Raw genomic sequence first — 22,987 nt, 5'->3', positions numbered from 1 at the left:
CAGGAGGGGCTGGGAGGTCCTGTGGCTACGTGGCTATCAACCGCGTGGCTGCGGTGGCTCCTGGGCCTCTCAGGGGCTTAGAGCGGCTTACACGGGAATGCTTCGGAGAGAGCTACGCGCACCAGCCCGGATGCGTTGTAGCGACGCTCTTGCGGGTGCCCATCCAGCCACTGCGACACGACGGACGTGAGCTGCGCCACGGTTACCTCACCCGGTAGGTTGAAGCACAGCCCGTCCGGGGTATTGTTGGACAGGCGCGTGACCGCCCGCGACCTGTCCACGACGCCCGCTATGTAGCCGTCTGCAAAAGGAAGCGCCTGCGGGTCCCGGAGGGCACGGAGAAGCTGGGTGCCATCCAGGAAGTCCGCAGAGGCGCTGGAGGCACAGAGGGCGATCAACAAGGTCGCCGCGAGTTTCTTGAGCATCCCGGGATCATAGTGACGCCCTGGGACCTCCGGCCTCATTTTCTTCCCAGAAATCCGTGACCACTGCTGGCGCACCCCCGGCCGCGCGAGGCGCCCCCGTGGCCCCCGGCCTCGTCCTGTGGATCGTGGCGAATCGCCGTGTGGACAAGGGGCGGCCGGGGTGGCGCCGGGCGGCCTGCGTCGGGCGCATCGGACACACAGACAGGGCACACAGTGCCATCGGACGCAGGGCTTTCCCTCGAAGAATGGGATGCAACCATAGGATTGCGAATCCCATAGGGCGCCCATGCGGGCCGATCCCGTGGGCGCAGGCCGGCCCGGTAGGCGAGGGCGATCCCGTGGGCGTAGGGGTGCGCAGGCCGTCCCTGCCGGCTTTCGGCCGCACGTGCGCACTTTCGGGCTGCTGTTTTTTCGTCCCATGCGTCCCAGAACGTCCCATGCGTCCCGTGCGCACTCCTACCTGAGCACGGCGCATCCCGCGTCCCTTCCTGCGCCCGTGGCGCCGTCTAGGACGTTCCTGCGCCCGTGGCCTATCCCTGCGCCCGTGGCGCCGTCTAGGTGCCATTGCCGGCCGCGTAGGGGCATCCCTGCGCCCGTGGCGAGCCCTGCGCATCCCTACGATTCCCGCGCCCGTTAGGATGCGTTGCTTTTTTGCCTAATTTCAATAGCGTTAGATAAACTAGTTGACGCATGCTACTTTTGCCATTACATTTCAACCCATGCCCTCATCGGCACCCGGACAAACAGTAAAGCGTGGTAGACCTGCCGGGGTCAATGAAGTCTAGGCGCCGCTGGTGCCGACCAAAAAAGCCCGAGACACTGCGGCGCTTGACAAGCTAAGCAAGTCATGCTACAGTTCACCACATCGCAGTCATCGCACTGCGGCACGACATAAAGGCAAGGGCATTGATCGCAATGCCATGCGAACGGCTCAGGCCGGCTCCTGAAAAATTGAGAGATTCTTTTTTTTTGGCTCTCGGGTAGCACAAGTTACCCGGGTTCCCAAAGCGTCTAAGCAAAGGGCGCTTTGCAAACCTTTGTCCATTGGAGCTAAACATGCAAATCACGGAAAACATGCTGTCCGGCGCCCGTAAAGCGCTGTCGCGGTGGACGCTGGATCGGGCGCACCGTCTGGCGAAGGACGTGGGCTTCAGCTATGAACCCGTGTCCGAAGGGTATCCCGAGACCTACGAGGCGGTAGCCGAAGAATTCCGGCAGTGCAATGCTGCCCGGCGCGGGTTCCGTGTATGGGCCGGCGCATCGGACAAAACGATCTACACGTCGGCAGAAGCCAACTGGGCATTCCGCTACATCCACGACGTGTATCACGCCGCATTCCGCCATGACTTCACCACGGCCGGCGAGTTCGCCACGGCAGTGCGCCACGTAGACGAAGTGTCCAAAGCGTTCGGCGCCGATTCGCTCGAAGCGCGGCTAATTTGGATCGACACAGTAGGGCAGGTGCAGCACTTCGCCGAGACCGGCGGGTTCATTGACGATCAATTGCAGTACGCAAGGGATCGGCTCGCCTCCTTGGTCCTTTTGTAGCACGAATCACTTACGCGACAGAGCATCAGCTACTGGCAGTGCATCGCGCAGCCAGTGTCGGGCGCTTTGACCCGCAACCCTCAAGGGAAACACCATGACCCGCAGTCATTTCTACGGCCGCGTCGCCTTCGTCGGGGGCGCCGGCTACTTCCACGCCGTCAACGTCCGCATCGTGCGCCGCCGCCGCGTCCTGGGGGCCTGAGCCATGCCGACCGTTTACCCGTCCCTGCGAGTCCCGGCCTCCCGGCGCCTCGCCATGTTCCGCAAGGAAGCCGCGCAGCCCAACTGGGTCGGCCCCATGACGTGGCGCGATGTGCGCTTAGCCAAGCCGACCAGCCACACCGGCCTGTCAGGCGGTCGCAATGGCGTGGAGCCCGTATGGGTCACCCATGACGGCCCGGCATTCGACCGGGAGCGCTACGCCGACGAAGTGGTGAACCTGCGCCACACCGGATGGTTCACCGACAACCATTGCAACGGCAAGGCGCGGGGCATCGTGGTGGCACTGCCACACGGTCGCTTCCTCGCCGGCTACCACTGGGACGACAACGGGGAGCGCTGCTACTTCGGTGACCTCTACGACGACGAAGACGACGCGACCCGCGCTGCTGACAGTCTCGCCGAACGCTTCGCGGAGGACGCCCGCGCCGACTCCGAACGCTTCGACGCGATGCAGGATGCCGAAGGGCACTGCGAGGCAGTCGCCAGCGACGTGGACATGGCCTATCAGGCCCGCAACGTCAGCGCCCGCCATCGTGAACACGCACGGGGCCGCATCGAAGAACTGCGGGCTGCCCGCCGGGACTTTGAGGAAGCCCGCGCCGCATACGAGGGGGCCTGAGCGTGTCCCGCATCGTCGCCTACACCTACGAAGCAGCCGCGCACTGCCCCGCCTGCGCCCGGCGCCGCTTCGCGTCCCTCGCAACGGGCCGCGCCGATGAGGGCCTAGACGGCCACGGAATTCCAGTGGACGCCGAGGACCGCGAAGGGAACCGGCTGCATGCCGTGTTCCGCTGGGACGACCTCCCGGACACGCACTGCGACACCTGTCGCGCCCCGCTTTGACAGCACGAATGCCTGCCGCTTGCGGGTCAGACCGTAGGCGGCATGCGTGGGCGCTGTTGCCCTTTCCCTGCATTGCACCGCCATGCCCTTCAACCCTGAATTCCCGGACCTCCCGGGGCTACTGGAGACCCTCGAATGACCCGCCCGTCCACATCGCCCTATCTCGTCCGCTGCGCCTTGAAGTACCTGCACCAGTTGATCCGCGAGGGATGGGAGTACCCAGACGCCCACCCTAAAGCAGCGCGGCACCTCGGTGTCTGCCCGGATGCTTTGCAGGAAGCCTATGACGAGGCCCACACATGAGATACCGCGAGGACCAAATCAAATACGAGACCCGCGACTTTTGGGTGCTCGACGTAGGGGCCCGGGGCTTCGAGGTGTACCGCACTGGCATCACCCACTCGGCTCGCTGCGCCTCCATAGGCCGTGGCCCGACCCTGGGCCTTGCCCGCGCCATCGCGGAGGCAGATCGCCGACAGGCGGCGCTGGACGAAGGCCGCTAATGAATCCGTACCAAGCCCGAATTGAGGCAGCGTGGTGCGCTATGGACCACGAACACTTTGTCGCCGCGCAGCACATGGCTTTCAAAGGTCTGGACCTGTTGACCTGCGGCTGTCTCGACGCCCCCGAACTGCTGCCGGCCGGCTCTACGTACTACCCGGTTTGCGCTGCGTCTCCCATGCCTGCGTGGCGCGACGAGGAAACCAAGCGACTACATGAGGCCCGCGCGGCGCTCGCGGACCGGCTTATCGCGGAGCTGCTTGCAGAGGAAGGCCGCGCGTAAACCCCTACACCGCCCGGCGCATCCGTAGCGCCCTCATCGAACTCGCGCAGGCCGCGTGCATTGCGTTCCTGTTCACCGCGCCCCTGTTCGCGCACCTGCTGGACCACCCCTGACAGCTCGAATGCCTGCGGCTTTGCAGAAAGGCCGTAGGCGTGGGCGCTGTTGCCCTGACATCCCTTGGAGACCCCTATGAACGACACCCGCCGCAAGGCCATCGCCGCGCACCTGGAGGCGCTTTCTGAACTGCGCTCGCGCTTGGAGTCCTTCCGCGATGAACTGGACGACCTGCGCACCGAGGAATCCGACGCTTTCGAGGCCATGCCCGAGAGCCTGCAAGCCTCCGAACGGGGCCAAGCCAGCGAGGAGGCCGCCAGCAAGCTGGAGGACGCCAGCAGCGAACTAGACGACGCCATCAGCGCCATCGAGAGCGCCGAGAGCGGCCTGGAGGACGCCCAAGCATGAGCCGCCGCACCAATACCGAAGTTGTCACCGACCTGATGGGCTTCGCCCGCAGCGGGCCGCTCATGCAGGCGTTCGTGCTGGAGGCTATCTCCCGCTACGCCAAGCAGGTGCAGGCCGCCGACCCTCGGTTGCTGGATTCGCCCTTCCTGTCTGGTGCAGCGTGGCAAGCCTGCGCCGACGAGGCCGTGGCCGCGATCAACAAACACCTGGGTGCAGCGCCATGACCTTCTTCGTGCTCGGGTACGACCCGAACGGCACCGTCCTGCTGCTGACCCGCAGGGGCTTCCTGAGCCGGCAGGACGCCGAGGACTACGCCGCGACCTGCAACCCGCTTTATCGGGCGTTCGTGGTGCAAATGGTGGACGTGCAATGAAGCGCATCCGCCACGCCCTTATCGAACTGGCGCAGGCGGCCATCCTGGCTGCGCTGTTCACCGGCCCGCTGTTCGCCCACCTGCTGGACAACCCATGACCGCCACACACCTGACCATCACCTGGACGACCTCGCGGGCGCGGGACACCTATGGCTACCCGATCTGCCGCCTGACCGACCCCACAACCGGCCGGCGCTGGCGCTGCTACGGCGGCGGCTACGACATGCTCGGCACCGTCGTGGCCGATTGGCTGGAGGAGGCCCACCAAACCCGCCTCGCGGCCCTGTACCGATCCGCGCCCTATGGGAAGTGGCACAGCCGACCCGTGGGCATCCCGGGCTACTACCACAAGGACCACCGCGCCATGACGTGGCGCCCGCTGCGGGATCGCATCGTCCTCGACGGCGGCCAGGGCCTCGCGTCGATCCAGCGCATCGCTGAGGCCATCGGCCTGCACCTGCAACCCGTTGCCGATGCCAAGGGCCGCAGCGTCGCCTTCACCGTGACCGACCACGGCAGCGCCGAGGCCCTCATTGCGTCCCGGACCTAGCACGGGTCACCCGCTACCTGACAGCACGAGTGCATGCCCCTACTAACGCGGGGCCATGCGCGGGCGCTGTTGCCCGTTCACTGCATTGCATCCCCATGCCTTCCTGCACCAAATGCGGCGCCCTGGTGGCGCCCTCGCTGACCCTGGAGCCCGTCTGCACCGACTGCGGCGGCGTGGCGCCCCTGTACTGCCGCCCGGTCTATGCCGAGCAGGCCCGTAGCTACCGCCGAATCGGCGCCGACCTGCAACCGAACTGCCGGGACTGCCTGCGCCTCATCGCGCACGGCCAGCGGGTCTGCGACGACTGCGACAAGGCCCGGCGCCAGCGTGGTGCGGTCGAGGCCGTCGCCGATAGCCACCTCAGCAACGTCGCCATGCCCACCTACACGGAACTGGTGGAAGCGCTGCGCGGCCTGGAGGCCATGAACTGGCTCGACCACGACCCCTGCGACTCCGAGGGGCTGGACGAGGCCAAGGCCACCGCCTCGACCGCGCTGGAGCGTCTGAGGGGCCTGCTGTGACCCGCATGCCGCTGCACCTACACGGCGCCCTGGTGGACGCCGGACGACCCATGACCCGCAGCGAGGGCCTGCGCCTCACCCGCACCGCCTACGGCCCTGCCGCCTGGGTCGTGCGCACCACGGACAGCGAGGGGCGACGGGAGTGGAGGGCGCTGGTATGACCGATGCCGAACTGCACGCTCTGGCCGACAGGGCGGACCCCGTGGTCGCCGAGACCATCAAGGCCGTCGCCGGCTGGTCCCCGCTGACCTTCGACCGCTATGCGGCCTGCGTCCTCCTGGGATTCGCGGATCGCGCGGTGGACCTGGAGGATGCTTCGATCCCGTCCCGCGAATAAAACCCCCGCAGGATGAGAGCAGGACCCTCTAAGTATTCATAGAGATACACGGTACTCGCCGTGAATCAATGTGATCCCAGGTTACAACGTGGGGCCAGCGAGTCGGCTGTCCCCTGTAGGGCTCGCTGGGCGTTTAGTTGCGTTTTGTAGTAGCATTTGTCACTTAGGCGTCTTCTACTCTCGTACTCCCGCTCTGCCTACCCTCCAAAACACGAAAGGTGCCTTATGACTGTTCCCACATCCAACACGGCCCGAGTTCTTCGCAAGCGCTTCGGGGCGTGGCTCAAAACGGCCCGAGAAGCCACCGGGTTGACCCAACTGGACCTTGCGATACAACTTGACTACAGCTACCCGACAACGGTGTCACAAATCGAGCGAGGTGTGTCCGCGCTCCCACCCGGAGAACTGGCCCGATGGGCTGATGCCATTCGGGTGCCAGAAGAAAAGCTGGCCCAGACATACCTCTACTACGTGGAGCCCTTCCTGTACCTCGCCCTCTACGGCAAAAACCCCTATGCAATCGAACGCCTCCCTCGCCCTGATCCAGTTCTCGCACGCCGCACCTCCCGAGTCCCTTCTGTACCGGCAAAGGGCGATGCCGACGCTGCTGGGCGACTTGCAGACGCTCGGCGCCGTAGTTGAGGACCAGGACCTGCTGGACATCAACCCCTGGGTCCACTTCACCTACGACGGCGAGGACTACCTGACGCTGACGCTGTACGCCGAGCGGTGCGTCTTGACATCCTATGCGGGCCGCGAACTGCTGGTGCTGCCACTGGACCAGACCCTGCGGGCACCGCTGGCGGCTAAAGCCCTCTGCACCCCCATCACCCACGCCATCCAATGACCGTCTACAAGCGTAACGAATCTGCCGTCTGGCAGTGCAAGTTTTCCCTGGGCGGGGTCACCGTCCGGGAGTCCACGGGAAAGACCACGAAGGCCGAGGCGCAGGCGTGGGAAGTCGAGCGTCGCCGGCAGGTTGCCGAGGACCTCGCAGCCCGGCGGCGGGGCCACAAGCGGCTCACGCTGCACGCGCTGGCGCAGGAGTGGCTGGCCGCATCGGAGGTCACGCACCGCGATCACCGCACCAACCTCAGCCGCGTGCGCAAGCTGTTCGGCGACGAACTGCAACAGCAGGGCACGGCCTGGGTGATGGCCGAGGGCGCCCGGTACGGCCTCTCGAAGGAACTGGTCGTGCATGAACTGGCCCAGGCCGACCTCGTGGCCCTCAAGGCGGCCCGACTCAAGGAGGGCAACGCGCCGGCCACCGTCAACCGCGAAATGTCCCTCATCCAGACGCTGCTCGGCTACGCCAAGGCCGCGTCCGTCGTGGTCCCGAGCCCGCCCCTGATCTTCACCGCCGGCCGCAACAAGGCGGCGTCCCTGAAAATGAAGGAACGCAAAGGCAAGCTGCGCTGGCTCAGGCCGGAGGAGGAGGCCGCGCTGCTGGCGTCCCTGCGCGAGGAGGCCGACCAACGGTCGTTCGACCAGTCCGCCATCGACGCCTACGACCTCACGATGTTCCTGCTGGACACCGGCGCCCGCTACAAGGAGGTCGCCGAGGTGTGCTGGTCACAGTGCAACCTCGCCGCCGGCATCGTGAGCCTGTACCGGGGCAAGGTGGACAACGAAGGCGTCCTCACGCTGCCGCAGCGCACGCTGGCGATGCTCCGCGCCCGCGCCGAGGCTATCGCCGAGGCAGGACTCGCCACGAGCTACGTGTTCCCCGCGCTCCTCGGGCGGTCCTGGAACCTGCGGGTGAACAAGCCGCGCGGGCACGCCACTCGCTCGATTCAACGGCACATCGACCTCGTGGGGATCAACAGCGACCAGAACGAGGACAGGGCCACACCCCACACCTTCCGCGACACCTTCGCCGCCCGGCTGGTGCAGGCTGGCGTGTCGATCTACAAGGTCTCGAAGCTCCTGGGCCACGCCAATGTGACCATGACCCAGAAGTACGCCCACCTGTCGCCCGAGGCGACCGGCCAGGAGGCGGCGAGGGTGCTGGATCGGCTTCACGGGAATAAACCCCCGCAGGGTGACGACCCTATCGTCCCGACCCCCGGTCACAGTTCTGGTCGCAGTAGCATCGGATACACCAAGCAATTCATGCTACATATCGTGCCGAAAAATCCCCAAGTAATTGATTTACAAGGGGATTTTGAGGAGGAGGGTGGTGGGACGTGCGGGGATCGAACCCACGACAAACGGATTAAAAGTCCGCTGCTCTACCAACTGAGCTAACGTCCCGGCTGCTGTCCGAATGCCGATGGGCGACTGGCAGCAAAGCCCATGATTATACGACAGCTTTTCGGGCAATCTGGTCCAAAACCCAGCCTGCGGCACACTGGCCGAAGGTGGCCGTCACGCTCACCGCCGATCCGTAACCGCTGCAATTGAGCGAGCCGTCGCCGGCATCCAGCGCGCAGGACGCATCGGGCGGCGCCACAGGCTCGCGGCTGAAGACGCAGGTGACGCCGATGCGCTTGCCGTCCCGAGACGCGCCGTGTTCGCTGCGCAACTGGTTGCGGACCCTGGCGAGCAGCGGATCGTGCGACGTGGCAACCAGGTCGTCAATCTCGACCTTGTGGGCCAAGCGCTTGCCGCCGGCGGCGCCCACGGTCGCGAACAGTATCCGCTTCTTCTCGCGGCGTGCCCATGCGGCCATGGCCGTCTTGGCGCGAACCTGGTCGCAGCAGTCGATGACGGCCTGCACATCGGCGGGAAGGATCCGGGGCCAGTTGCCAGATCCGACGAAGTCGTCGATGCAGGTCACGGTGCAACCTGGGTGGATCAGGGCGATGCGCTCGCGCATCGCCTCCACCTTGGCCTGACCCACGGTCGTGGTCAGCGCGTGAATCTGGCGGTTGATGTTGGACTCGGCGATGTGGTCCAGGTCGATCAGCGTGAGCCGGTCGACGCCGCTGCGGGCCAGGGCCTCCGCAGCCCAGGAGCCGACGCCCCCGATGCCGACCACGGCCACGTGGCTGGCCCGGATCCGGGCGGCGCCTGCAACGCCGTAGAGGCGCTGCAGGCCGCCGAAGCGGCGTTCCTCATCGACGCTGTCGCCCGCGCCGGAGGCCGCGGCTGTCACTTACCTGAGGCGCGCGAGGCGTTCCTTGGCAGCCGCCGCCGCCTCGGATTGCGGATACGCCTTGACCAAGTCTTCCAGCGTCTTCTTGGCAGCCCGGGCATCCTTCAGTTCGATCTGGCAGTTGGCGATCGACAGGGCCGCCTCCGGGGCGCGTCCGTGGTCGGGCGCCTGCGCCAGCAGGGTGCGGAAGTTGCCGATGGCGTCCTGGTACTTGCGGATCGCGTACTGCGCATTGCCGAGCCAGAACAGGGCAGAGGGGTTGTAGCCGCTCTGTGGGTAGCGGCGGGTGAAGTTCTGGAAAGCGTCCTGCGCGCCGGCGAAGTTGCCGCTGCGGAACACGGCCAGCGCCGCTTCGAAGTCGCGCTTCTCGTCAGGCGAGGCCTGGAACTCGCGGCCGTCCACCGTCACCTTGGCAGGCTCGAACTGGCGAAGTCGGTCGTCCACGCCCTGGGCGATGTCCTTCTGGCGGCGCTGCAACTCGCTTACGTCGCGCAGCAACTGCTCGTTCTGGCCGCGCAGCGTGGCCTGATCGCTGCGCAGCGCCTCGATCTGGCCTTGCAGGTCCAGCAGACTGCGGCGCAGTTGGGCCGAATCCTCGGCCGCGCGGCGCTGGTCCTGCTGGAGTGCGTCGAATCGGCTGCGCAGTTCGATGATGGCACGGCGGGCCTCGTCGTCATCGAACAGCGCGGCCTGCGCCGGGCCGCCGAGCAAGCCGGTGCAGGCCACTGCGGCCGCCGCGACGGCCGCGCGCAGGCGGTTGCGGCGAAACGGGGAGGGCTGCGGCAGGCGCATCAGCGGTAGGAGAATTCGACGCGGCGGTTCTGCGCGTAGGCCGACTCATCGGAGCCTTGCACAGCTGGCTTTTCCTTGCCGAAGCTCACTGCTTCGATCTGGCCGTCGTTCACGCCCAGCAAGGTCAGCGCGCGACGCACGGCCTCGGCGCGCTTCTGACCCAGCGCGAGGTTGTATTCGCGGCCGCCACGCTCGTCGGTATGGCCTTCGAGGGAGACGCGGCGGTTCGGGTTGGCCTTGAGAAAGCGGGCGTGGGCATCGACCACGGACTGGTACTCGCCCTTGACGACAGAACTGTCGAAGTCGAAATACACGATGCGCGCCACGCCGACCGGGCCGGCCGCGCTGTTGGCGTCCTGGTTCAGATTGACGCCTGCCACGCCGCTCTGGCCGGCGGCGCCGCTGTTGGCGCCGGCCGACGACGACGGGATGCTCGACCTGTCTTCGACCGGGGTCTCGTTGAGCTTGGTGCCGGAGCTGCAACCGGCAATGAGGGCTGCAACGGCCAGGGCCAAGGAAATGCGCTTGATCATCGGAAACTCCTGAAAGGAAAGTGCTGGACTGACGTTGGTAGGAAAAAGGAAACGGAACACGCTCGGCTCACTGCTGCTTCTGGAACGGACCCCAGTCGGGTTCGCGGATGTCGCCGCCCCGACCGGCGAGACGGGCCTTGATCTTTCCGTCCAGCGTTGTCGTCATGAGGGCTTCCCGCCCTCCCTGGCGCGTCGCGTAGACGAGCAGCTTGCCATTCGGTGCAAAGCTCGGGCTTTCGTCCGAGGTGGTGTCGGTGATCGAGTTCACCGTTCCCGTGGTCAGGTCCATCACCTGGAGCTTGAAGGCGCCTCCGATGCGGGAGACGTAGGCCAGCCAGCGCCCATCGGGGCTGATGGCGGGGGAGATGTTGTAGCTCCCGTTGAAGGTCACGCGTTCCGCGCTGCCGCCCGAGGCCGGCACGCGGTAGATCTGTGGCGCACCGCCGCGGTCGCTGACGAAGTAGATGCTGCGGCCGTCGGCGGAGTAGGCCGGCTCGGTGTCGATGCCGCTGCTCTGGACGAGCCGGCGGGGCTCGCCGCCCGACGCATCGATGGTGAACAGCTGGGAGCCGCCGTCACGGCTCAGCGTGACGGCCAGCGTGCGGCCGTCGGGCGACCAGGCCGGCGCGCTGTTGGATCCGCGGAAGTTGGCGACCAGCCGCCGGCGGCCGGAGGAGACGTCATGCACATACACCACCGGCTTGCGCGATTCGAACGACACGTAGGCCAGCTGGCCGCCGTCGGGCGACCAGGCCGGCGAGATGATCGGCTCGGGGCTGGTGAGGGCCGACTGGGCGTTCTCGCCGTCGGCATCGGCCACCCAGAGGCTGTAGCGTGAACCGCCCTTGGTCACGTAGGCGATGCGCGTGGAGAACACGCCCTTCTCGCCGGTGAGCTTCTCGTAGATGAAGTCGGCGATGCGGTGCGAGGCCAGGCGCAGATCGTTGGTCACGACGGCATAGCTCTGGCCGCCGAGGTCTTGGTTGCGCACCACGTCCCAGAGGCGGAAGCGCACGTCGTAGCGGCCGTCGGACAGGCGGGTGACGCTGCCGGTGGCTAGCGCGTCGGCCGTCTTCTGGCGCCAGAGAGCGACGTCGGGGCGTGCCGTCTCGTCCAGGCTCGCGCCCGAGGCGTCAACGCCGCAGAACTGGCCGCTGCGCTCCAGGTCGGCTTGCACGATGGCCGAGATCTTCTGGGGGCTCTGCGCCTCGCCGCGGAACGGGGCGATGGCGATGGGAATTTGGGTCAGGCCGACACCCGTGATTTCCACCCGGAACTGGGCCAGGGCCGGAAGCGCGGGAACTGCCAGTGCGGCAGCGACCACACGGCGGCGGTTGAGCGTGGTCGGGAAAAGGGCGCGGCGATCAGTATCCATCAGCATCCGTGGTGACAGCTCGACCTTGCGAGCTAGCTCCAATTGACAGGATGCGGATGTTACACACTTGCCCGTGACCCTGGTGACAAACTGTGCGCTTGTTTGCGGGATGGATACGTCCGACGCCCGCCTGGGGAAACCTCTCTGCACGAGTGGTCGCGCCGCATGCACTTGCGGATCGGGTGGTCGGCGGCGTTGCAAAGCCTCGCGATACCCCAGCCATCGCTTCGTTTTGCCCTTGCAGAGCGCTGCCCGACCAGAGGCCGGGCTTGCGCACGCCGTCCCAAGCTGCGCAGGCAGCCTTGAAGCCGCGGCGCTCGCCCTCGCAGCCTTCCCGATCCGCAGCACCCGCTTTCCGCTCGATTCGTGCAGAGGTTCCCTAGAATGCGCGCTTGATGCATACCCCCTCAGGACCTTCCCCGTCCGACGCTTCCGCGCCGCCTCCACAACGCACCATTTCCGGACGCCTGGCCCGCTTGTCGCGCTACTTCACCGGCCCGGGCCAGCGCCTGTCGTGGACTGCCGCCGTGCTGGCCGCAGCCGTGGCTGCGGTGACCGAGCCGCTGATCCCCGCGCTGCTCAAGCCGTTGCTCGACAACGGCTTCACCCAGGGCGACCTGCCGCTGTGGGCCGTGCCGGTCGCCATCATCGGGCTGTTCGCGGTGCGCGGCCTGGCGCAGTTCGTCTCGCAGTACGGGCTGGCCCGCATCTCCAACGAAGGCATGCAGACCCTGCGGCGCGGCATCTTCGAGCGGCTGCTGTCCGCCGAACTGGGGCTGTTCTCGCGCCAGTCGGCCAGCGCGCTGTCGAACACCACGGTTTACGAGGTGCAGAACGGCGCCAACCAGTTGGTGCAGGCGCTGCTCGGCATCTCGCGCGACGGCTTCACGCTGGTTGCGCTGCTGGGCTACCTGCTGTACCTGAACTGGCAGCTCACGCTGATCGTGGGCGTCATGGTCCCGGGCGTGGCGTGGATCATGAAGACGCTGTCGCGCCGGCTCTACGGCATCACCAAGGCCAGCCAGCAGGCAACCGACGACCTCGCCTACGTGGTCGAGGAGAACGTCCTGGCCCATCGCATCGTGCGCCTGCACCAGGCGCAGGCCGGCCAGGCCGGCCGCTTCGACGAACTGAGCCAGCGGCTGCGCCGGCTGGCGCTGAAGGCGACGATCGCCTCGTCGGCCATGACGCCGCTGACCCAGCTGCTGGCCGCCGGCGCGCTGTCGGCCGTGATCTGTGTGGCGCTGTGGCAGGGCCGCGCCGGCATGGCCGCGCATGGCGGCACGGTCGGCGGCTTCGTGGCTTTCATCGCCGCAATGCTGATGCTGATCGCGCCGATCCGCCGGCTGGCCGACCTGGCCAATCCGCTGACGCGTGGCTTGGCCGCGCTGGAACGCGGCCTACAGCTGATCGAGGAGACCGCACCCGAGACCGATGGCACGCTGGAGCCGGCCCTGAGCCGCGGCGCCATCGCGCTGCGCGGTGTGCAGGTGCAGTATCCCGGCGCCGCGGCGCCTGCCCTGCAGGGAGTGGACCTGTCCATCGCGCCGGGAGAGGTGGTCGCGCTGGTCGGCCCGTCGGGCTCGGGCAAGACCACGCTGGCCAACCTGCTGCCGCGCTTCGTGCTGCCCTCGGGCGGCGCGGTGGAGCTCGACGGCACCGACATCGCCGAATGGAAGCTTTCCCATCTGCGCGCCCAGTTCGCGCTGGTGAGCCAGGACGTGGTGATGTTGAGCGACTCCATCGCCACCAACGTCGCGCTGGGGCAGACGCCCGACCCGGCACGGGTGCGCGCCGCGCTGGAGGCAGCCAACCTCGGCGACTTCCTCGCCGCGCAGCCGCAAGGCATCGACACTCCCGTGGGCCACAACGCCGGCCGGCTCTCGGGCGGGCAGCGCCAGCGCCTGGCGATCGCGCGGGCGATCTACAAGGACGCGCCGATCCTCATCCTCGACGAAGCCACCTCGGCCCTCGATACCGAATCGGAGCGGCTGGTGCAGGAGGCCCTCCAGCGCCTGATGCAGGGCCGCACCACCATCGTCATCGCGCACCGCCTGTCGACTATCGAGCATGCCGACCGCGTCGTGGTGATGGAGCGTGGACGCATCGTGGAGCAGGGCACGCATGCCGAGCTGCTGCACGAGGGCGGGCTGTACGCGCGCTTGCAGTCGCATGCAGGATAGGTGCATATACCCCGGGATAGAAGGTTCTGGCGCTGGCCATTCGCTCGCCATCCAGTCCCACTGCCGCGGCCTGGTCGACAGCTCCAGCGTTGGCGGCCGGCTGTTTGTGGAGGTGACCCATGCCCAGCACTTCGACACCTCTTTGCTACAAACCGGGCGTGCCCTTGCCCGCCCGGTTTCTACTTTTCCGCCGCTCGATCGCCCTGGCCCTGGCCGCCGCCGTGCTGCCGGCTGTGGCCCTGCCGAGCTTCGACGAGGTGCGGCGCGACTTCCGCTCGTCCGAGACGGTGATGCAGCGCGTGCGCAGCCGCGGCCAGTGGACGGCCCTGGCCGACGTATCGCCGGCGCTGCGCACCGCCCTGGTCCTCAGCGAGGACCGGCGCTTCTGCGAGCACAGCGGCGTGGACTGGCGCGCCGCCACGGCCACCGCCTGGGGCAGTCTGTGGCACGAGCGCACCGCGGCGCATCGACCATCACCATGCAGCTCGCCCGCCTGCTCGACGGCGACTGGCGGGCCGCGGCCGACGAGATACGCATCGAAGTGCGCGGCGCCGGTGTGAAATAGCGAATGCGGCCATCATCGGCGGCTCCGCGTTCCTCCGTCCCCCCTTTTTGCAGCCATGCGCAGCTTCGCTCCCTTCGCCTTCATCCTGATCTGGTCCACCGGTTTCCTGGTGGGACGCGGCGCCATGCCGCATGCCGATCCCTACCTCTTCCTCGGTCTGCGCTTCGCGCTGGTGGCTGCGGTGTTCGCCATCGCCGCCGGGGTCGCACGTGCGGCCTGGCCCACGGGCGGGCGGAGCATCGGCACGCACCTGCTGGCTGGTGCGCTGATGAGCGGCTTCTACCTGGGCCCGAGCTGGTGGGCCATGGAGCATGGCCTGCCGGCCGGCGTCCTGGCGCTGCTGGGCGCGCTGCAGCCGCTGTTCACCGCGCTGATCGCCGTGGCTGTGCTGCGCCAGCGGTTGGCGCCTCGCACCTGGGGCGGGCTGGCGGTGGGATTCACCGGCGTGGCGCTGGTCATCTTGCCCCGGCTGCTGGCCACCGGTGCGGGCGCGCTGCCGGTGCCCGTGGTGCTGGTGGCCGTTGCCAGTATCCTGTCTCTGACCATCGGCGCGATGGTGCAGAAGACGCCCTCGGCCGCGGGCGACATCCGCTGCGTCAGCGCCCTGCAGAACCTGGGCGCCGTGGCCGTGGTGCTGGCGATGGCGGCCGCGTTCGGCTCCGGCCGCTGGGACCACTCGCTCACGCTCTGGGCCTGCCTGGCCTGGGCCACGGTCGGCCTTTCGCTGGGCGCCACCACGCTGCTGATCCGGCTGATGCGCAGCGGCGAGGCTACGCGCACCGCTGCGCTGCTGCTGGCCGTGCCGCCGCTGGCGGCGGTGCAGGGCTGGCTCATCTTCGGCGAGACGCTGTCCGCTGTGCAGCTGCTGGGCTTCGTGCTCGCGATCGGCGGCGTGGCGCTGGCGCGGCGCTGAGCGTGAAAGGAGAACGTCTGCGCGGCGCAGGAAGATTTTTCATCCACCGCGCAGCATTCCTCACGCCGGCGCGCGGCGCGGCGACTACCATGCTGGCCCTTCAAGCAAGCAAGTACGACGAGGAGCCAGCCGTGCCCGACCTCTCCAGGATCACCACCATCGAAGACCTGCGGGTGATCGCCAAGCGCCGCGTGCCGCGCATGTTCTACGACTATGCGGACTCCGGCTCGTATACCGAGGGCACCTACCGCGCCAACGAGAGCGACTTCCGGAAGATCCAGCTGCGCCAGCGCGTGGCCGTCGACATGGAAGGCCGCAGCACCCGCACCACGCTCGTCGGGCAGGATGTGGCCATGCCGGTGGCGCTCGCGCCCACCGGGCTCACCGGCATGCAGCATGCCGACGGCGAGATCCTGGCGGCACGCGCGGCCCGGGCTTTCGGCGTGCCGTTCACGCTGTCGACCATGAGCATCTGCTCGATCGAGGACGTGGCGCAGCACGCCGGGCCGGGCTTCTGGTTCCAGCTCTATGTGATGCGCGACCGCGACTTCATCGAGCGGCTGATCGACCGCGCGAAGGCCGCGGGCGTGACCGCGCTGCAGCTCACGCTGGATCTGCAGATCCTCGGCCAGCGGCACAAGGACATCAAGAACGGCCTGTCGACGCCGCCCAAGCCGACGCTGGCCAATCTGCTGAACCTGGCGACCAAGCCGACTTGGTGCTGGCACATGCTGGGCACGAAGCGCCGCAGCTTCGGCAACATCGTGGGCCATGCCCGGGGCGTGGGCGACCTGTCGTCGCTCTCCAGCTGGACGGCCGAGCAGTTCGACCCGCGTCTGAACTGGGGCGACGTGGAGTGGATCAAGAAGCGCTGGGGCGGCAAGCTGATCCTGAAGGGGATCATGGACGCCGACGATGCGCGGCTCGCGGCCGACAGCGGCGCCGATGCGCTCATCGTGAGCAACCATGGCGGCCGCCAGCTCGACGGCGCGCCGTCGTCGATCAGCGCGCTGCCGGCGATTGCCGAGGCGGTCGCGGGCCGCGGCATCGAGGTCTGGATGGACGGCGGCGTGCGCAGCGGGCAGGACGTGCTCAAGGCCCGGGCGCTCGGCGCGCGCGGCGTGCTGATCGGCCGCGCGTTCCTCTACGCGCTCGGCGCCTTCGGCGAGGCCGGCGTGGCGCGGGCCCTGCAGATCATCCACAAGGAACTGGACATCACGATGGCCTTCTGCGGCCGCACGCAGATCGACACGGTGGACCGCAGCATCCTGCTGCCGGGGACGTATCCGCGGTAAGGGGCCTCACTTTGTCCCGGTGAAACACTCGGAGGGAGCAGCCTCATGCACCGTACGCGGTTCCACCGCCCCGTCATCGTCACCCGGCACGCGCGCATCCGCATGGCCGAGCGCGCGTCAGCGACGTGCAGCTGTTGGGGGTGATCGACACGGGCGAGGCCCGCTACCGCGACGACAAGCACCTGTGGGCCAGATCGTCATGCACCCTTTCGACACCCAGGAATGAGCCGTGAAGATCACCCATTTCGACGACGGCACGCTGCTCATCCGCCTTTCGGACAAGCCCATCGTGCGCGAGGTATCGCAGGACTGGAACACCCATATTGGGTCGTGCTTGAAGCGCGCGCGCACGGCGCGCTGCCCGTGGAGGTGGCCGGCGCGTCTGCACCGGCATGGGCCGCCGGACGTTGTTTCGGGGGTATATGCCCGCTTCGCTTGTCTGATTGGCGCTACAGGGCTATCTACTGGGGGGTATCTGAACCGGTTTCCCGATATCCCTGCGGCCATGCCGGCGCGCCGGCGCAGCATTCCCCATCGCCCCATCCGCGCAGCTTCGACGTGTGCCCGATGCCCGGGTTGAGCGTGTTGGTCGGGTCCAGCGCGCGGTAGAAACCCGCCAGCGCCGGCTTGGCCACGTAGAGGTGGCCGACGTTGTGCTCGGCCGGGTACTCGGCGCGGCGGGCGTCGAGCAGCGTCCACATGCGGTGCTCCATCGCGACCGGGTCCACGCCCTTCTTCACGATGTAGTCCTGGTGGAACACATGGCAGAAGAAGTGGCCGTAGTAGAGCTTGTGCACCACGTCGGCCTCGATCTCCGCCGGCAGCTGCTCGACCCAGTCGCGGTCGTTGCGGCGCAGGGCCACGTCGAGCGCGACGATGTCCTCCACGTCGCGGCGGTGGGCCTCGCGGTAGCGGATCGCGGCGCCGGCGATCGCGAAGCGGTGCAGGAACGCCTTGCGGCCTTCCTCGGCGTCGCATTCGAAGTACCCGCCGCTGGCGCTGCCGCCGAAGTGTTCGGACAGGAAGGCGCGCGTGGCATCGGCCGTGTCGTCGGAAACGCGCACCAGCAGGTGGTGCTCATAGCGGTCGCGCCACTGGCGCATGCGCGCGGGCAGGTGGCTGGGCAGCAGGCCGGTGGCCGCCTGGATCAGCCGGTCGCTCACGCCGCGCAGGCCCAGGCGCTCGAAGAAGCCGTCGATGCGGCTCTTGAAGGCGAAGGCCGCCGGCACCCGCGCGGTGCCGAAGCGGTCGATCAGCAGGAACGTGTCCTTGCCGTATTTCTCGCCGATGTCGTAGGCCGTGCGGTGGATGTATTCGCCCGCGATCGGCAGCCGGGGCAGGGCGGTCAGCAGGTGGCGGCGCACGGCGGTCAGGTCGCCGGGGTCGTTGCTGCCGAGGTAGAAGACCGTGCTCGGCTCCTTCGGGAAGGTGTCGAGCCGCACCGCGAACAGGCAGAGCCGGCCGGCCGAGCCCGAGGCCTCGAACAGCCGCGACGGGTCGGCGTTGAAGCGCGCCGGCGTGTCGGCATCGATCGCGCGCACGTGCTCGCCGTAGTTCGGGTCGGAGGCGGCGCGCTGCGGATCGTGGGCGATGTCGGCTTCGGCATAGTCGCCGCTCTGCAGCCGCGTGAGGATCTCCTCGGGCGTACTGCCGAGCGCGATGCCGAGGTGGTTCACGAGATGCAGCGAGCCGTCCTCGCGCACCTGCGCATAGAGCGCGAGCTGCGTGTAGGCCGGCCCGCGCCGCACCAGCGCGCCGCCGGAGTTGTTGCAGATGCCGCCGAGCACCGAGGCGCCGATGCACGACGAGCCGATCACCGAATGCGGCTCGCGTCCGAGCGGCGCCAGCGCCTGCTCCAGCCGGTCGAGCGTGGCGCCGGGCAGGCAGACCACCTGCGCGCCGTCGGCGATGACCTGCACGCCGGTGATGCGCAGCGTGCTCACCAGCACGATCTCGCGGTCGTAGCCGTCGCCGTCGGGCGTGGAGCCGCCGGTCAGGCCGGTGTTGGCCGCCTGCAGGATGACGATGCGCCCGGCCGCCACGGCCGCCTGGAGCACGCGCCACTGCTCCAGCAGCGTGCCGGGCCGCACGACCGCGAGCACCGGGCCTTCGCCGGTCCGGTGGCCCTTGCGGAAGCGGCGCGTGGCCTGGTCGCCGGTGAGCACGTGGGCCGCACCGACGGCTTCGCGCAGCTGGTCGAGCAGCGCCTCGCGTGAGACGGCAGCGGCGGTCATGCGTTGGGGACGAGCAGGTCGCCGGTGATGTCGGCGACTTTGGAGACGCTGGTGAGCGTCATCGCCACGCGCATTTCCTTTTCGAGCAGCGCGAGCACGTTCTCGACGCCGGCCTGGCCCTCGGCCGCGAGCGCGTAGATGAAGGCGCGGCCGATCAGCGTTGCGTCGGCCCCGAGCGCGATCGCGCGCACCACGTCAAGGCCGTTGCGGATGCCCGAGTCGGCCAGGATCTTGATCTGGCCCTTGACCGCGTCGGCTATTCGCGGCAGCGCGCGCGCCGACGACAGCACGCCGTCGAGCTGCCGCCCGCCGTGGTTGCTCACGATGATGCCGTCGGCGCCGAAGCGCACCGCGTCCTTCGCGTCCTCGGGGTCGAGGATGCCCTTGATGAGCATCGGCCCCTTCCAGAACGCGCGGATCCATTCGAGGTCCTTCCACGCGATCGACGGGTCGAAGTTGGCGCCGAGGTAGCCCATGTAGTCGGCCAGGCCGGTGGGCTTGCCGAGGTAGGTCGAGATGTTGCCCAGGTCGTGCGGGCGGCCGAGCGCGCCCACGTCCCACGACCAGCGCGGGCGGGTCAGCGCCTGCACGTAGCGGCGCAGCGCGGCGTTGGGGCCGCTCATGCCCGAATGGGCGTCGCGGTAGCGCGCGCCGGGCACCGGCATGTCCACCGTGAAGACGAGCGCCGAGCAGCCCGCGGCCTGCGCGCGCTCCAGCGCGTTCTGCATGAAGCCGCGGTCCTTGAGCACGTAGAGCTGGAACCACATCGGCCGCGAGAGCTTCGGCGCGACTTCCTCGATCGGGCAGACCGAGACGCTCGACAGGGTGAACGGCACGCCGCGCGCATCGGCCGCGCGCGCGGCCTGCACCTCGCCGCGGCGGCGGTACATGCCGGTCAGGCCCACGGGCGCGAGCGCGACGGGAATGGACAGCTTCTCGCCGAACAGCTCGATGCCGGTGTCGAGCCGGCTCATGTCCTTGAGCACGCGCTGGCGCAGCGCCACGGCGGCCAGGTCCTCGACGTTGCGGCGCAGCGTCTGCTCGGCATAGGCGCCGCCGTCGATGTAGTGGAACAAAAAGGGCGGCAGCCGCCGGCGGGCGGCCTCGCGGTAGTCGGCGGTGGAGGAGATGATCATGGTTGTCGTGTGGTATCGGCGATCGGCAGCCGCATCGACCGCTCGCGCCGCGCGCGGTCCTCGTCGAGGCGCTGGATGGTGGTGCGCACATGCTCCAGGTGCTCGCCGATGCACTCGCGCGCGCGGCGCATCGCCGTCGGCGATGGCCTGCATGAGGGCCTGGTGCTGCACCGTCAGCGCCTGCATGGTGATCGGCTCGCTCAGGCGGAACATGTCGTGGCGGTTGCGCTCCACGGTCGAGAGCACCACGGCGAAGAGGCTGTGCATTACCTGCACCAGCACCACGTTGTGCGAGGCCTCGGCGATCGCGAGGTGGAACTGCGCATCGGCCCGCGCGGCCAGCTCGGCATGGCCGCTCTGCTGGTGGCCGATCATCACGTCGAAGCTGCGGCGGATGCGGTCCTTGTCGGCTGTGGTGGCGCGCTGCGCGGCGAGCCAGGCGGTGCTGGTCTCCAGCGCATGGCGCGTCTCCAGCACGTCGTAGCGGTAGTGCGGGTCGGCGTCGATCAGGCGGCCAGCGGCGCCAGCGCGTCCTGGAGCCATTCGGCCGGCGCGGTCGATTGCAGGTAGGTGCCGTCGCCGCGCCGCGCCGCGAGCACGCCCTGGCTGGCCAGCTTCTGGATCGCCTCGCGCACCGAGGTGCGCGACACGCCCAGCTCCTCTGCCAGCTGCCGCTCGGCCGGCAGCCGCTGGCCGGCTTGCAGCCCGCGGGACTGCACGAGTGCCAGCAGTTTTTCGACGACGTGATCGGCCAGGCGCATCGGGGGGACTCTCAGGTTTTCAATGACCCGGGATCATCCACGGAAGCACGTACGCTTGTAGCGTCGTCAGCGCGCCGATCACCGCCGCGAAGATCAGGCTGTGCTTGACGGTGAAGCGGAACAGTTCCGACTCGCGCCCGGCCAGGCCCACGGCGGCGCAGGCGATGGCGATCGACTGCGGCGAAATCATCTTGCCGCTCACGCCGCCGGTGGTGTTGGCCGCCACCGTCAGCACCTGCGGCAGGCCCAGCTGCTGCGCGGTGGTGGCCTGCAGCGCGGCGAACAGCGCGTTGGCCGAGGTGTCGGAGCCGGTCAGGAACACGCCGATCCACCCGAGGAACGGCGAGAAGAAGGTGAACGCGGCGCCGGTGTGGGCCAGCGCCAGGGCCAGCGTGGCCGACAGGCCCGAGTAGTTGGCGATGAAAGCGAAGGCCAGCACCATGCCGATCGAATAGATCGGGATGGCCAGTTCGCGGAAGGTCTCGCCGAGCGTGGCCACGGCCTTGCCCACGGGGAAGCGCAGCAGGGCGATCGTGATGATGGCCGCGATCAGGATCGCGGTGCCGGTAGCCGACAGCCAGTTGAACGAATACACCGCGCCGTACGGCGTGGCCGCGGCCACCACCGGCGGCCCCTTCTCCACCAGGTTGTGCAGGAAGGGCACCGGGATGTTGAGGACGGTGGAGGCCAGCGCGCTCTTGGCGGCGAACAGCGCCTTGAACGGCTGCACGCTCCAGACCGTGACCACGATGGTCAGCAGGATGAACGGCGACCAGGCCTTGACGATGGTGCCGGCGGTCAGCGGCACGGCGGCGGTCGGCGCGCGGGTGGCGGCGGCGGTGGTGCTGGTGGTGGCTGCGCCTTCGTTCTCGAAGCGGAAGATGCGTTTGGGCTGCCAGACCTTGAGGAACAGCGTGAGCGCGATCAGCGACACGATGGCCGAGGTGATGTCGGGCAGCTCCGGGCCGATGAAGTTGGCGGTGAGGAACTGCACCAGCGCGAACGAGCCGCCGCCCACCAGCACCGCGGGCCATGTCTCCTTCACGCCGCGCCAGCCGTCCATGATGGCCATGAGCCAGAACAGCACGAAGATGGTCATGAAAGGCAGCTGCCGGCCGGCCATCTGGCCGATGGCGAACGCGTCCACGCCCGAGACCTGCCCGGCCACGATGATCGGAATGCCCATCGCGCCGAACGCGACCGGCGCGGTGTTGGCGATCAGGCACAGGCCCGCGGCATGGAGCGGCCTGAAGCCCAGGCCCACGAGCAGCGCGGCGGTGATGGCCACGGGCGCGCCGAAGCCGGCCGCGCCTTCGAGGAAGGCGCCGAACGAGAAGCCCACGAGGATGAGCTGGAGCCGCTGGTCCTCGGTGACCGACAGGATCGAGGAGCGGATCACGTCGAACTGCCCGGTCTTGACCGAGATCTTGTAGAGGAACACCGCGGCCACGATGATCCAGGCGATCGGCCACAGGCCGTAGAGGAAGCCGTAGACCGCCGAGGCCAGGGCGGACGCGACCGGCATCCTGTAGAAGAACAGCGCCACGCCGAGCGCCAGCAGCACCGTGACGGTGCCGGCCTGGTAGCCCTTGAGCCGCAGCCGGGTCAGCGCCAGGAAGAAGAAGACGATCGGAATGAGCGCGACCAGCGCGGAAAGCCAGATGTTTCCGGCCGGGGCGTAGTTCTGTTGCCAGACGGGTTGCATGGCCTGGTGTCGTGTGTGGATGGGACGGCCCTGCCCGGGATCGCCGGACGGCCGCGGAGGCCCGAGCGCTTGGCTGCCGCCGCCTGGGACAGGCTGGCGGTTTATTGGTCGTACCAATATGGCGGATTGCTGCGGTAGGGCAGGATTCTGGCGGCGGACAGAGGGCGATGCAGTAGATATAAACCCTGTGATTCGCTGGATGCATGCGCCAATTTTCCTATTGGTATGACCAATTTGGAGAGGCGGTGCGACGACTGCCTGTGGAGGCAGAGGGGCGCCGCCGACGCCGGCGCGCGGCCAGGTCGGCAGGCGAAGCCGCCCCGCATCCTGCGC

Annotated in this window: 23 protein-coding genes, 1 tRNA gene and 4 pseudogenes; 18 read left to right on the top strand and 10 right to left on the bottom strand. The window is 68.2% G+C overall.

Features of this window, described 5'->3' with window-relative positions; all coding sequences use genetic code 11:
• Positions 1 to 77: 77 nt before the first annotated feature.
• Positions 78 to 425, bottom strand: a complete 348-nt coding sequence (locus GAK38_RS03825) for a Rap1a/Tai family immunity protein (protein WP_325341583.1) — start codon at positions 423 to 425, stop codon at positions 78 to 80.
• Positions 426 to 1,481: 1,056 nt separating this feature from the next.
• Here GAK38_RS03825 and GAK38_RS03820 point away from each other — a divergent pair.
• The 14 genes and pseudogenes from GAK38_RS03820 to GAK38_RS23820 form a co-directional block, all read left to right on the top strand.
• On the top strand, positions 1,482 to 1,973 hold the full coding sequence (locus tag GAK38_RS03820) for a hypothetical protein (RefSeq protein WP_325341581.1): 492 nt from the start codon (positions 1,482 to 1,484) through the stop codon (positions 1,971 to 1,973).
• Between the two features lie 256 nt (positions 1,974 to 2,229).
• On the top strand, positions 2,230 to 2,814 hold the full coding sequence (locus tag GAK38_RS03815) for a hypothetical protein (protein WP_325341579.1): 585 nt from the start codon (positions 2,230 to 2,232) through the stop codon (positions 2,812 to 2,814).
• A gap of 359 nt (positions 2,815 to 3,173) precedes the next feature.
• Positions 3,174 to 3,341 (top strand): hypothetical protein, encoded by a 168-nt coding sequence (locus GAK38_RS03810; protein ID WP_325341577.1) that lies wholly within the window; start codon positions 3,174 to 3,176, stop codon positions 3,339 to 3,341.
• 241 nt (positions 3,342 to 3,582) lie between these two features.
• Positions 3,583 to 3,822: a hypothetical protein gene (locus tag GAK38_RS03805; protein ID WP_325341576.1), complete on the top strand. Its 240-nt coding sequence runs from the start codon at positions 3,583 to 3,585 to the stop codon at positions 3,820 to 3,822.
• 189 nt (positions 3,823 to 4,011) lie between these two features.
• Positions 4,012 to 4,284 carry a hypothetical protein gene (locus tag GAK38_RS03800; RefSeq protein ID WP_325341574.1) on the top strand — a complete coding sequence of 91 codons (273 nt, stop codon included), beginning with the start codon at positions 4,012 to 4,014 and terminating at the stop codon, positions 4,282 to 4,284.
• A complete protein-coding gene (locus GAK38_RS03795) occupies positions 4,281 to 4,508 on the top strand; it encodes a hypothetical protein (protein WP_325341572.1) in 228 nt (75 codons plus the stop codon). Before GAK38_RS03800 ends, GAK38_RS03795 begins: the two co-directional genes overlap by 4 nt.
• Positions 4,505 to 4,657 (top strand): hypothetical protein, encoded by a 153-nt coding sequence (locus GAK38_RS03790; protein WP_325341570.1) that lies wholly within the window; start codon positions 4,505 to 4,507, stop codon positions 4,655 to 4,657. Before GAK38_RS03795 ends, GAK38_RS03790 begins: the two co-directional genes overlap by 4 nt.
• A gap of 94 nt (positions 4,658 to 4,751) precedes the next feature.
• Complete coding sequence (locus GAK38_RS03785; RefSeq protein ID WP_325341568.1) at positions 4,752 to 5,207, top strand: hypothetical protein; 456 nt, start codon at positions 4,752 to 4,754, stop codon at positions 5,205 to 5,207.
• Positions 5,208 to 5,302: 95 nt separating this feature from the next.
• On the top strand, positions 5,303 to 5,728 hold the full coding sequence (locus GAK38_RS03780) for a hypothetical protein (protein WP_325341566.1): 426 nt from the start codon (positions 5,303 to 5,305) through the stop codon (positions 5,726 to 5,728).
• Positions 5,729 to 5,733: 5 nt separating this feature from the next.
• Positions 5,734 to 5,889, top strand: coding sequence for a hypothetical protein (locus GAK38_RS03775; protein WP_325341564.1), 156 nt, complete (start codon positions 5,734 to 5,736; stop codon positions 5,887 to 5,889).
• Positions 5,886 to 6,065 (top strand): hypothetical protein, encoded by a 180-nt coding sequence (locus GAK38_RS03770; RefSeq protein ID WP_325341562.1) that lies wholly within the window; start codon positions 5,886 to 5,888, stop codon positions 6,063 to 6,065. The genes GAK38_RS03775 and GAK38_RS03770 overlap by 4 nt, the downstream gene beginning before the upstream one ends.
• A 225-nt stretch (positions 6,066 to 6,290) precedes the next feature.
• Positions 6,291 to 6,506 (top strand): annotated as a pseudogene (locus GAK38_RS23825) (helix-turn-helix domain-containing protein); the annotation flags it as partial.
• Between the two features lie 73 nt (positions 6,507 to 6,579).
• Entirely contained in the window at positions 6,580 to 6,912 is a 333-nt protein-coding gene (locus GAK38_RS03765) for a hypothetical protein (RefSeq protein ID WP_325341560.1), read from the top strand.
• A pseudogene (locus GAK38_RS23820) lies at positions 6,909 to 8,030 on the top strand (tyrosine-type recombinase/integrase); the annotation flags it as partial. The gene GAK38_RS03765 and the pseudogene GAK38_RS23820, both read left to right, overlap by 4 nt.
• A 212-nt stretch (positions 8,031 to 8,242) precedes the next feature.
• On the opposite strand, the gene GAK38_RS03760 reads toward GAK38_RS23820, so the two are convergent.
• The 5 genes from GAK38_RS03760 to tolB form a co-directional block, all read right to left on the bottom strand.
• Positions 8,243 to 8,318, bottom strand: a tRNA-Lys gene (locus tag GAK38_RS03760).
• A 46-nt stretch (positions 8,319 to 8,364) separates the two neighbouring features.
• A complete protein-coding gene (locus GAK38_RS03755; RefSeq protein WP_325341558.1) occupies positions 8,365 to 9,162 on the bottom strand; it encodes a tRNA threonylcarbamoyladenosine dehydratase in 798 nt (265 codons plus the stop codon).
• A complete protein-coding gene (ybgF, locus tag GAK38_RS03750) occupies positions 9,163 to 9,954 on the bottom strand; it encodes a tol-pal system protein YbgF (RefSeq protein WP_325341557.1) in 792 nt (263 codons plus the stop codon).
• Positions 9,954 to 10,487: a peptidoglycan-associated lipoprotein Pal gene (gene pal, locus GAK38_RS03745; RefSeq protein WP_325341556.1), complete on the bottom strand. Its 534-nt coding sequence runs from the start codon at positions 10,485 to 10,487 to the stop codon at positions 9,954 to 9,956. The genes ybgF and pal overlap by 1 nt, the downstream gene beginning before the upstream one ends.
• Positions 10,488 to 10,554: 67 nt before the next feature.
• Positions 10,555 to 11,862 carry a Tol-Pal system beta propeller repeat protein TolB gene (gene tolB, locus GAK38_RS03740; RefSeq protein WP_325341555.1) on the bottom strand — a complete coding sequence of 436 codons (1,308 nt, stop codon included), beginning with the start codon at positions 11,860 to 11,862 and terminating at the stop codon, positions 10,555 to 10,557.
• Positions 11,863 to 12,257: 395 nt separating this feature from the next.
• Here tolB and msbA point away from each other — a divergent pair, with 395 nt between their 5' ends.
• The 4 genes and pseudogenes from msbA (at position 12,258) to GAK38_RS03720 (ending at position 16,818) form a co-directional block, all read left to right on the top strand.
• Positions 12,258 to 14,045 (top strand): lipid A export permease/ATP-binding protein MsbA, encoded by a 1,788-nt coding sequence (msbA, locus tag GAK38_RS03735; RefSeq protein ID WP_325341554.1) that lies wholly within the window; start codon positions 12,258 to 12,260, stop codon positions 14,043 to 14,045.
• A 119-nt stretch (positions 14,046 to 14,164) separates the two neighbouring features.
• Positions 14,165 to 14,559: pseudogene (locus GAK38_RS03730) on the top strand (transglycosylase domain-containing protein); the annotation flags it as partial.
• Positions 14,560 to 14,665: 106 nt separating this feature from the next.
• The gene (locus tag GAK38_RS03725; RefSeq protein WP_325341553.1) at positions 14,666 to 15,523 is read left to right on the top strand and encodes a DMT family transporter; all 858 of its coding nucleotides are present in this window, start codon (positions 14,666 to 14,668) and stop codon (positions 15,521 to 15,523) included.
• Between the two features lie 131 nt (positions 15,524 to 15,654).
• Positions 15,655 to 16,818 (top strand): alpha-hydroxy acid oxidase, encoded by a 1,164-nt coding sequence (locus GAK38_RS03720; RefSeq protein WP_325341741.1) that lies wholly within the window; start codon positions 15,655 to 15,657, stop codon positions 16,816 to 16,818.
• 461 nt (positions 16,819 to 17,279) lie between these two features.
• Here the strand turns inward: GAK38_RS03720 and dld are convergent, their stop codons facing one another.
• From dld to lldP, 4 genes and pseudogenes are all read right to left on the bottom strand, one after another.
• Complete coding sequence (gene dld, locus GAK38_RS03715) at positions 17,280 to 19,052, bottom strand: D-lactate dehydrogenase (RefSeq protein ID WP_325341552.1); 1,773 nt, start codon at positions 19,050 to 19,052, stop codon at positions 17,280 to 17,282.
• Complete coding sequence (lldD, locus tag GAK38_RS03710; RefSeq protein ID WP_325341550.1) at positions 19,049 to 20,188, bottom strand: FMN-dependent L-lactate dehydrogenase LldD; 1,140 nt, start codon at positions 20,186 to 20,188, stop codon at positions 19,049 to 19,051. Before lldD ends, dld begins: the two co-directional genes overlap by 4 nt.
• Positions 20,185 to 20,949, bottom strand: a pseudogene (gene lldR / locus GAK38_RS03705) (transcriptional regulator LldR). Before lldR ends, lldD begins: the two are co-directional and overlap by 4 nt.
• A 19-nt stretch (positions 20,950 to 20,968) precedes the next feature.
• Positions 20,969 to 22,654: an L-lactate permease gene (lldP, locus tag GAK38_RS03700; protein WP_325341549.1), complete on the bottom strand. Its 1,686-nt coding sequence runs from the start codon at positions 22,652 to 22,654 to the stop codon at positions 20,969 to 20,971.
• Between the last annotated feature and the right edge of the window lie 333 nt (positions 22,655 to 22,987).

It is taken from the genome of Xylophilus sp. (assembly GCA_009914555.1).
Taxonomy (GTDB): Bacteria; Pseudomonadota; Gammaproteobacteria; order Burkholderiales; family Burkholderiaceae_C; genus WNDY01.
This window is presented reverse-complemented; position numbering and strand designations above follow the sequence as displayed.

Excerpts from the sequence above, each read along its gene's own strand:
- GAK38_RS03820 (WP_325341581.1), top strand. The coding sequence starts at position 1,482 with ATGCAAATCACGGAAAACATGCTGTCCGGCGCCCGTAAAGCGCTGTCG.
- GAK38_RS03825 (WP_325341583.1), bottom strand. The coding sequence starts at position 425 with ATGCTCAAGAAACTCGCGGCGACCTTGTTGATCGCCCTCTGTGCCTCC.
- lldP (WP_325341549.1), bottom strand. The coding sequence starts at position 22,654 with ATGCAACCCGTCTGGCAACAGAACTACGCCCCGGCCGGAAACATCTGG.
- msbA (WP_325341554.1), top strand. The coding sequence starts at position 12,258 with ATGCATACCCCCTCAGGACCTTCCCCGTCCGACGCTTCCGCGCCGCCT.
- pal (WP_325341556.1), bottom strand. The coding sequence starts at position 10,487 with ATGATCAAGCGCATTTCCTTGGCCCTGGCCGTTGCAGCCCTCATTGCC.
- GAK38_RS03765 (WP_325341560.1), top strand. The coding sequence starts at position 6,580 with ATGCAATCGAACGCCTCCCTCGCCCTGATCCAGTTCTCGCACGCCGCA.
- GAK38_RS03805 (WP_325341576.1), top strand. The coding sequence starts at position 3,583 with ATGGACCACGAACACTTTGTCGCCGCGCAGCACATGGCTTTCAAAGGT.
- GAK38_RS03810 (WP_325341577.1), top strand. The coding sequence starts at position 3,174 with ATGACCCGCCCGTCCACATCGCCCTATCTCGTCCGCTGCGCCTTGAAG.
- GAK38_RS03785 (WP_325341568.1), top strand. The coding sequence starts at position 4,752 with ATGACCGCCACACACCTGACCATCACCTGGACGACCTCGCGGGCGCGG.
- tolB (WP_325341555.1), bottom strand. The coding sequence starts at position 11,862 with ATGGATACTGATCGCCGCGCCCTTTTCCCGACCACGCTCAACCGCCGC.
- lldD (WP_325341550.1), bottom strand. The coding sequence starts at position 20,188 with ATGATCATCTCCTCCACCGCCGACTACCGCGAGGCCGCCCGCCGGCGG.
- ybgF (WP_325341557.1), bottom strand. The coding sequence starts at position 9,954 with ATGCGCCTGCCGCAGCCCTCCCCGTTTCGCCGCAACCGCCTGCGCGCG.
- GAK38_RS03790 (WP_325341570.1), top strand. The coding sequence starts at position 4,505 with ATGACCTTCTTCGTGCTCGGGTACGACCCGAACGGCACCGTCCTGCTG.
- GAK38_RS03775 (WP_325341564.1), top strand. The coding sequence starts at position 5,734 with ATGCCGCTGCACCTACACGGCGCCCTGGTGGACGCCGGACGACCCATG.
- dld (WP_325341552.1), bottom strand. The coding sequence starts at position 19,052 with ATGACCGCCGCTGCCGTCTCACGCGAGGCGCTGCTCGACCAGCTGCGC.
- GAK38_RS03800 (WP_325341574.1), top strand. The coding sequence starts at position 4,012 with ATGAACGACACCCGCCGCAAGGCCATCGCCGCGCACCTGGAGGCGCTT.
- GAK38_RS03815 (WP_325341579.1), top strand. The coding sequence starts at position 2,230 with ATGTTCCGCAAGGAAGCCGCGCAGCCCAACTGGGTCGGCCCCATGACG.
- GAK38_RS03770 (WP_325341562.1), top strand. The coding sequence starts at position 5,886 with ATGACCGATGCCGAACTGCACGCTCTGGCCGACAGGGCGGACCCCGTG.
- GAK38_RS03780 (WP_325341566.1), top strand. The coding sequence starts at position 5,303 with ATGCCTTCCTGCACCAAATGCGGCGCCCTGGTGGCGCCCTCGCTGACC.
- GAK38_RS03725 (WP_325341553.1), top strand. The coding sequence starts at position 14,666 with ATGCGCAGCTTCGCTCCCTTCGCCTTCATCCTGATCTGGTCCACCGGT.
- GAK38_RS03795 (WP_325341572.1), top strand. The coding sequence starts at position 4,281 with ATGAGCCGCCGCACCAATACCGAAGTTGTCACCGACCTGATGGGCTTC.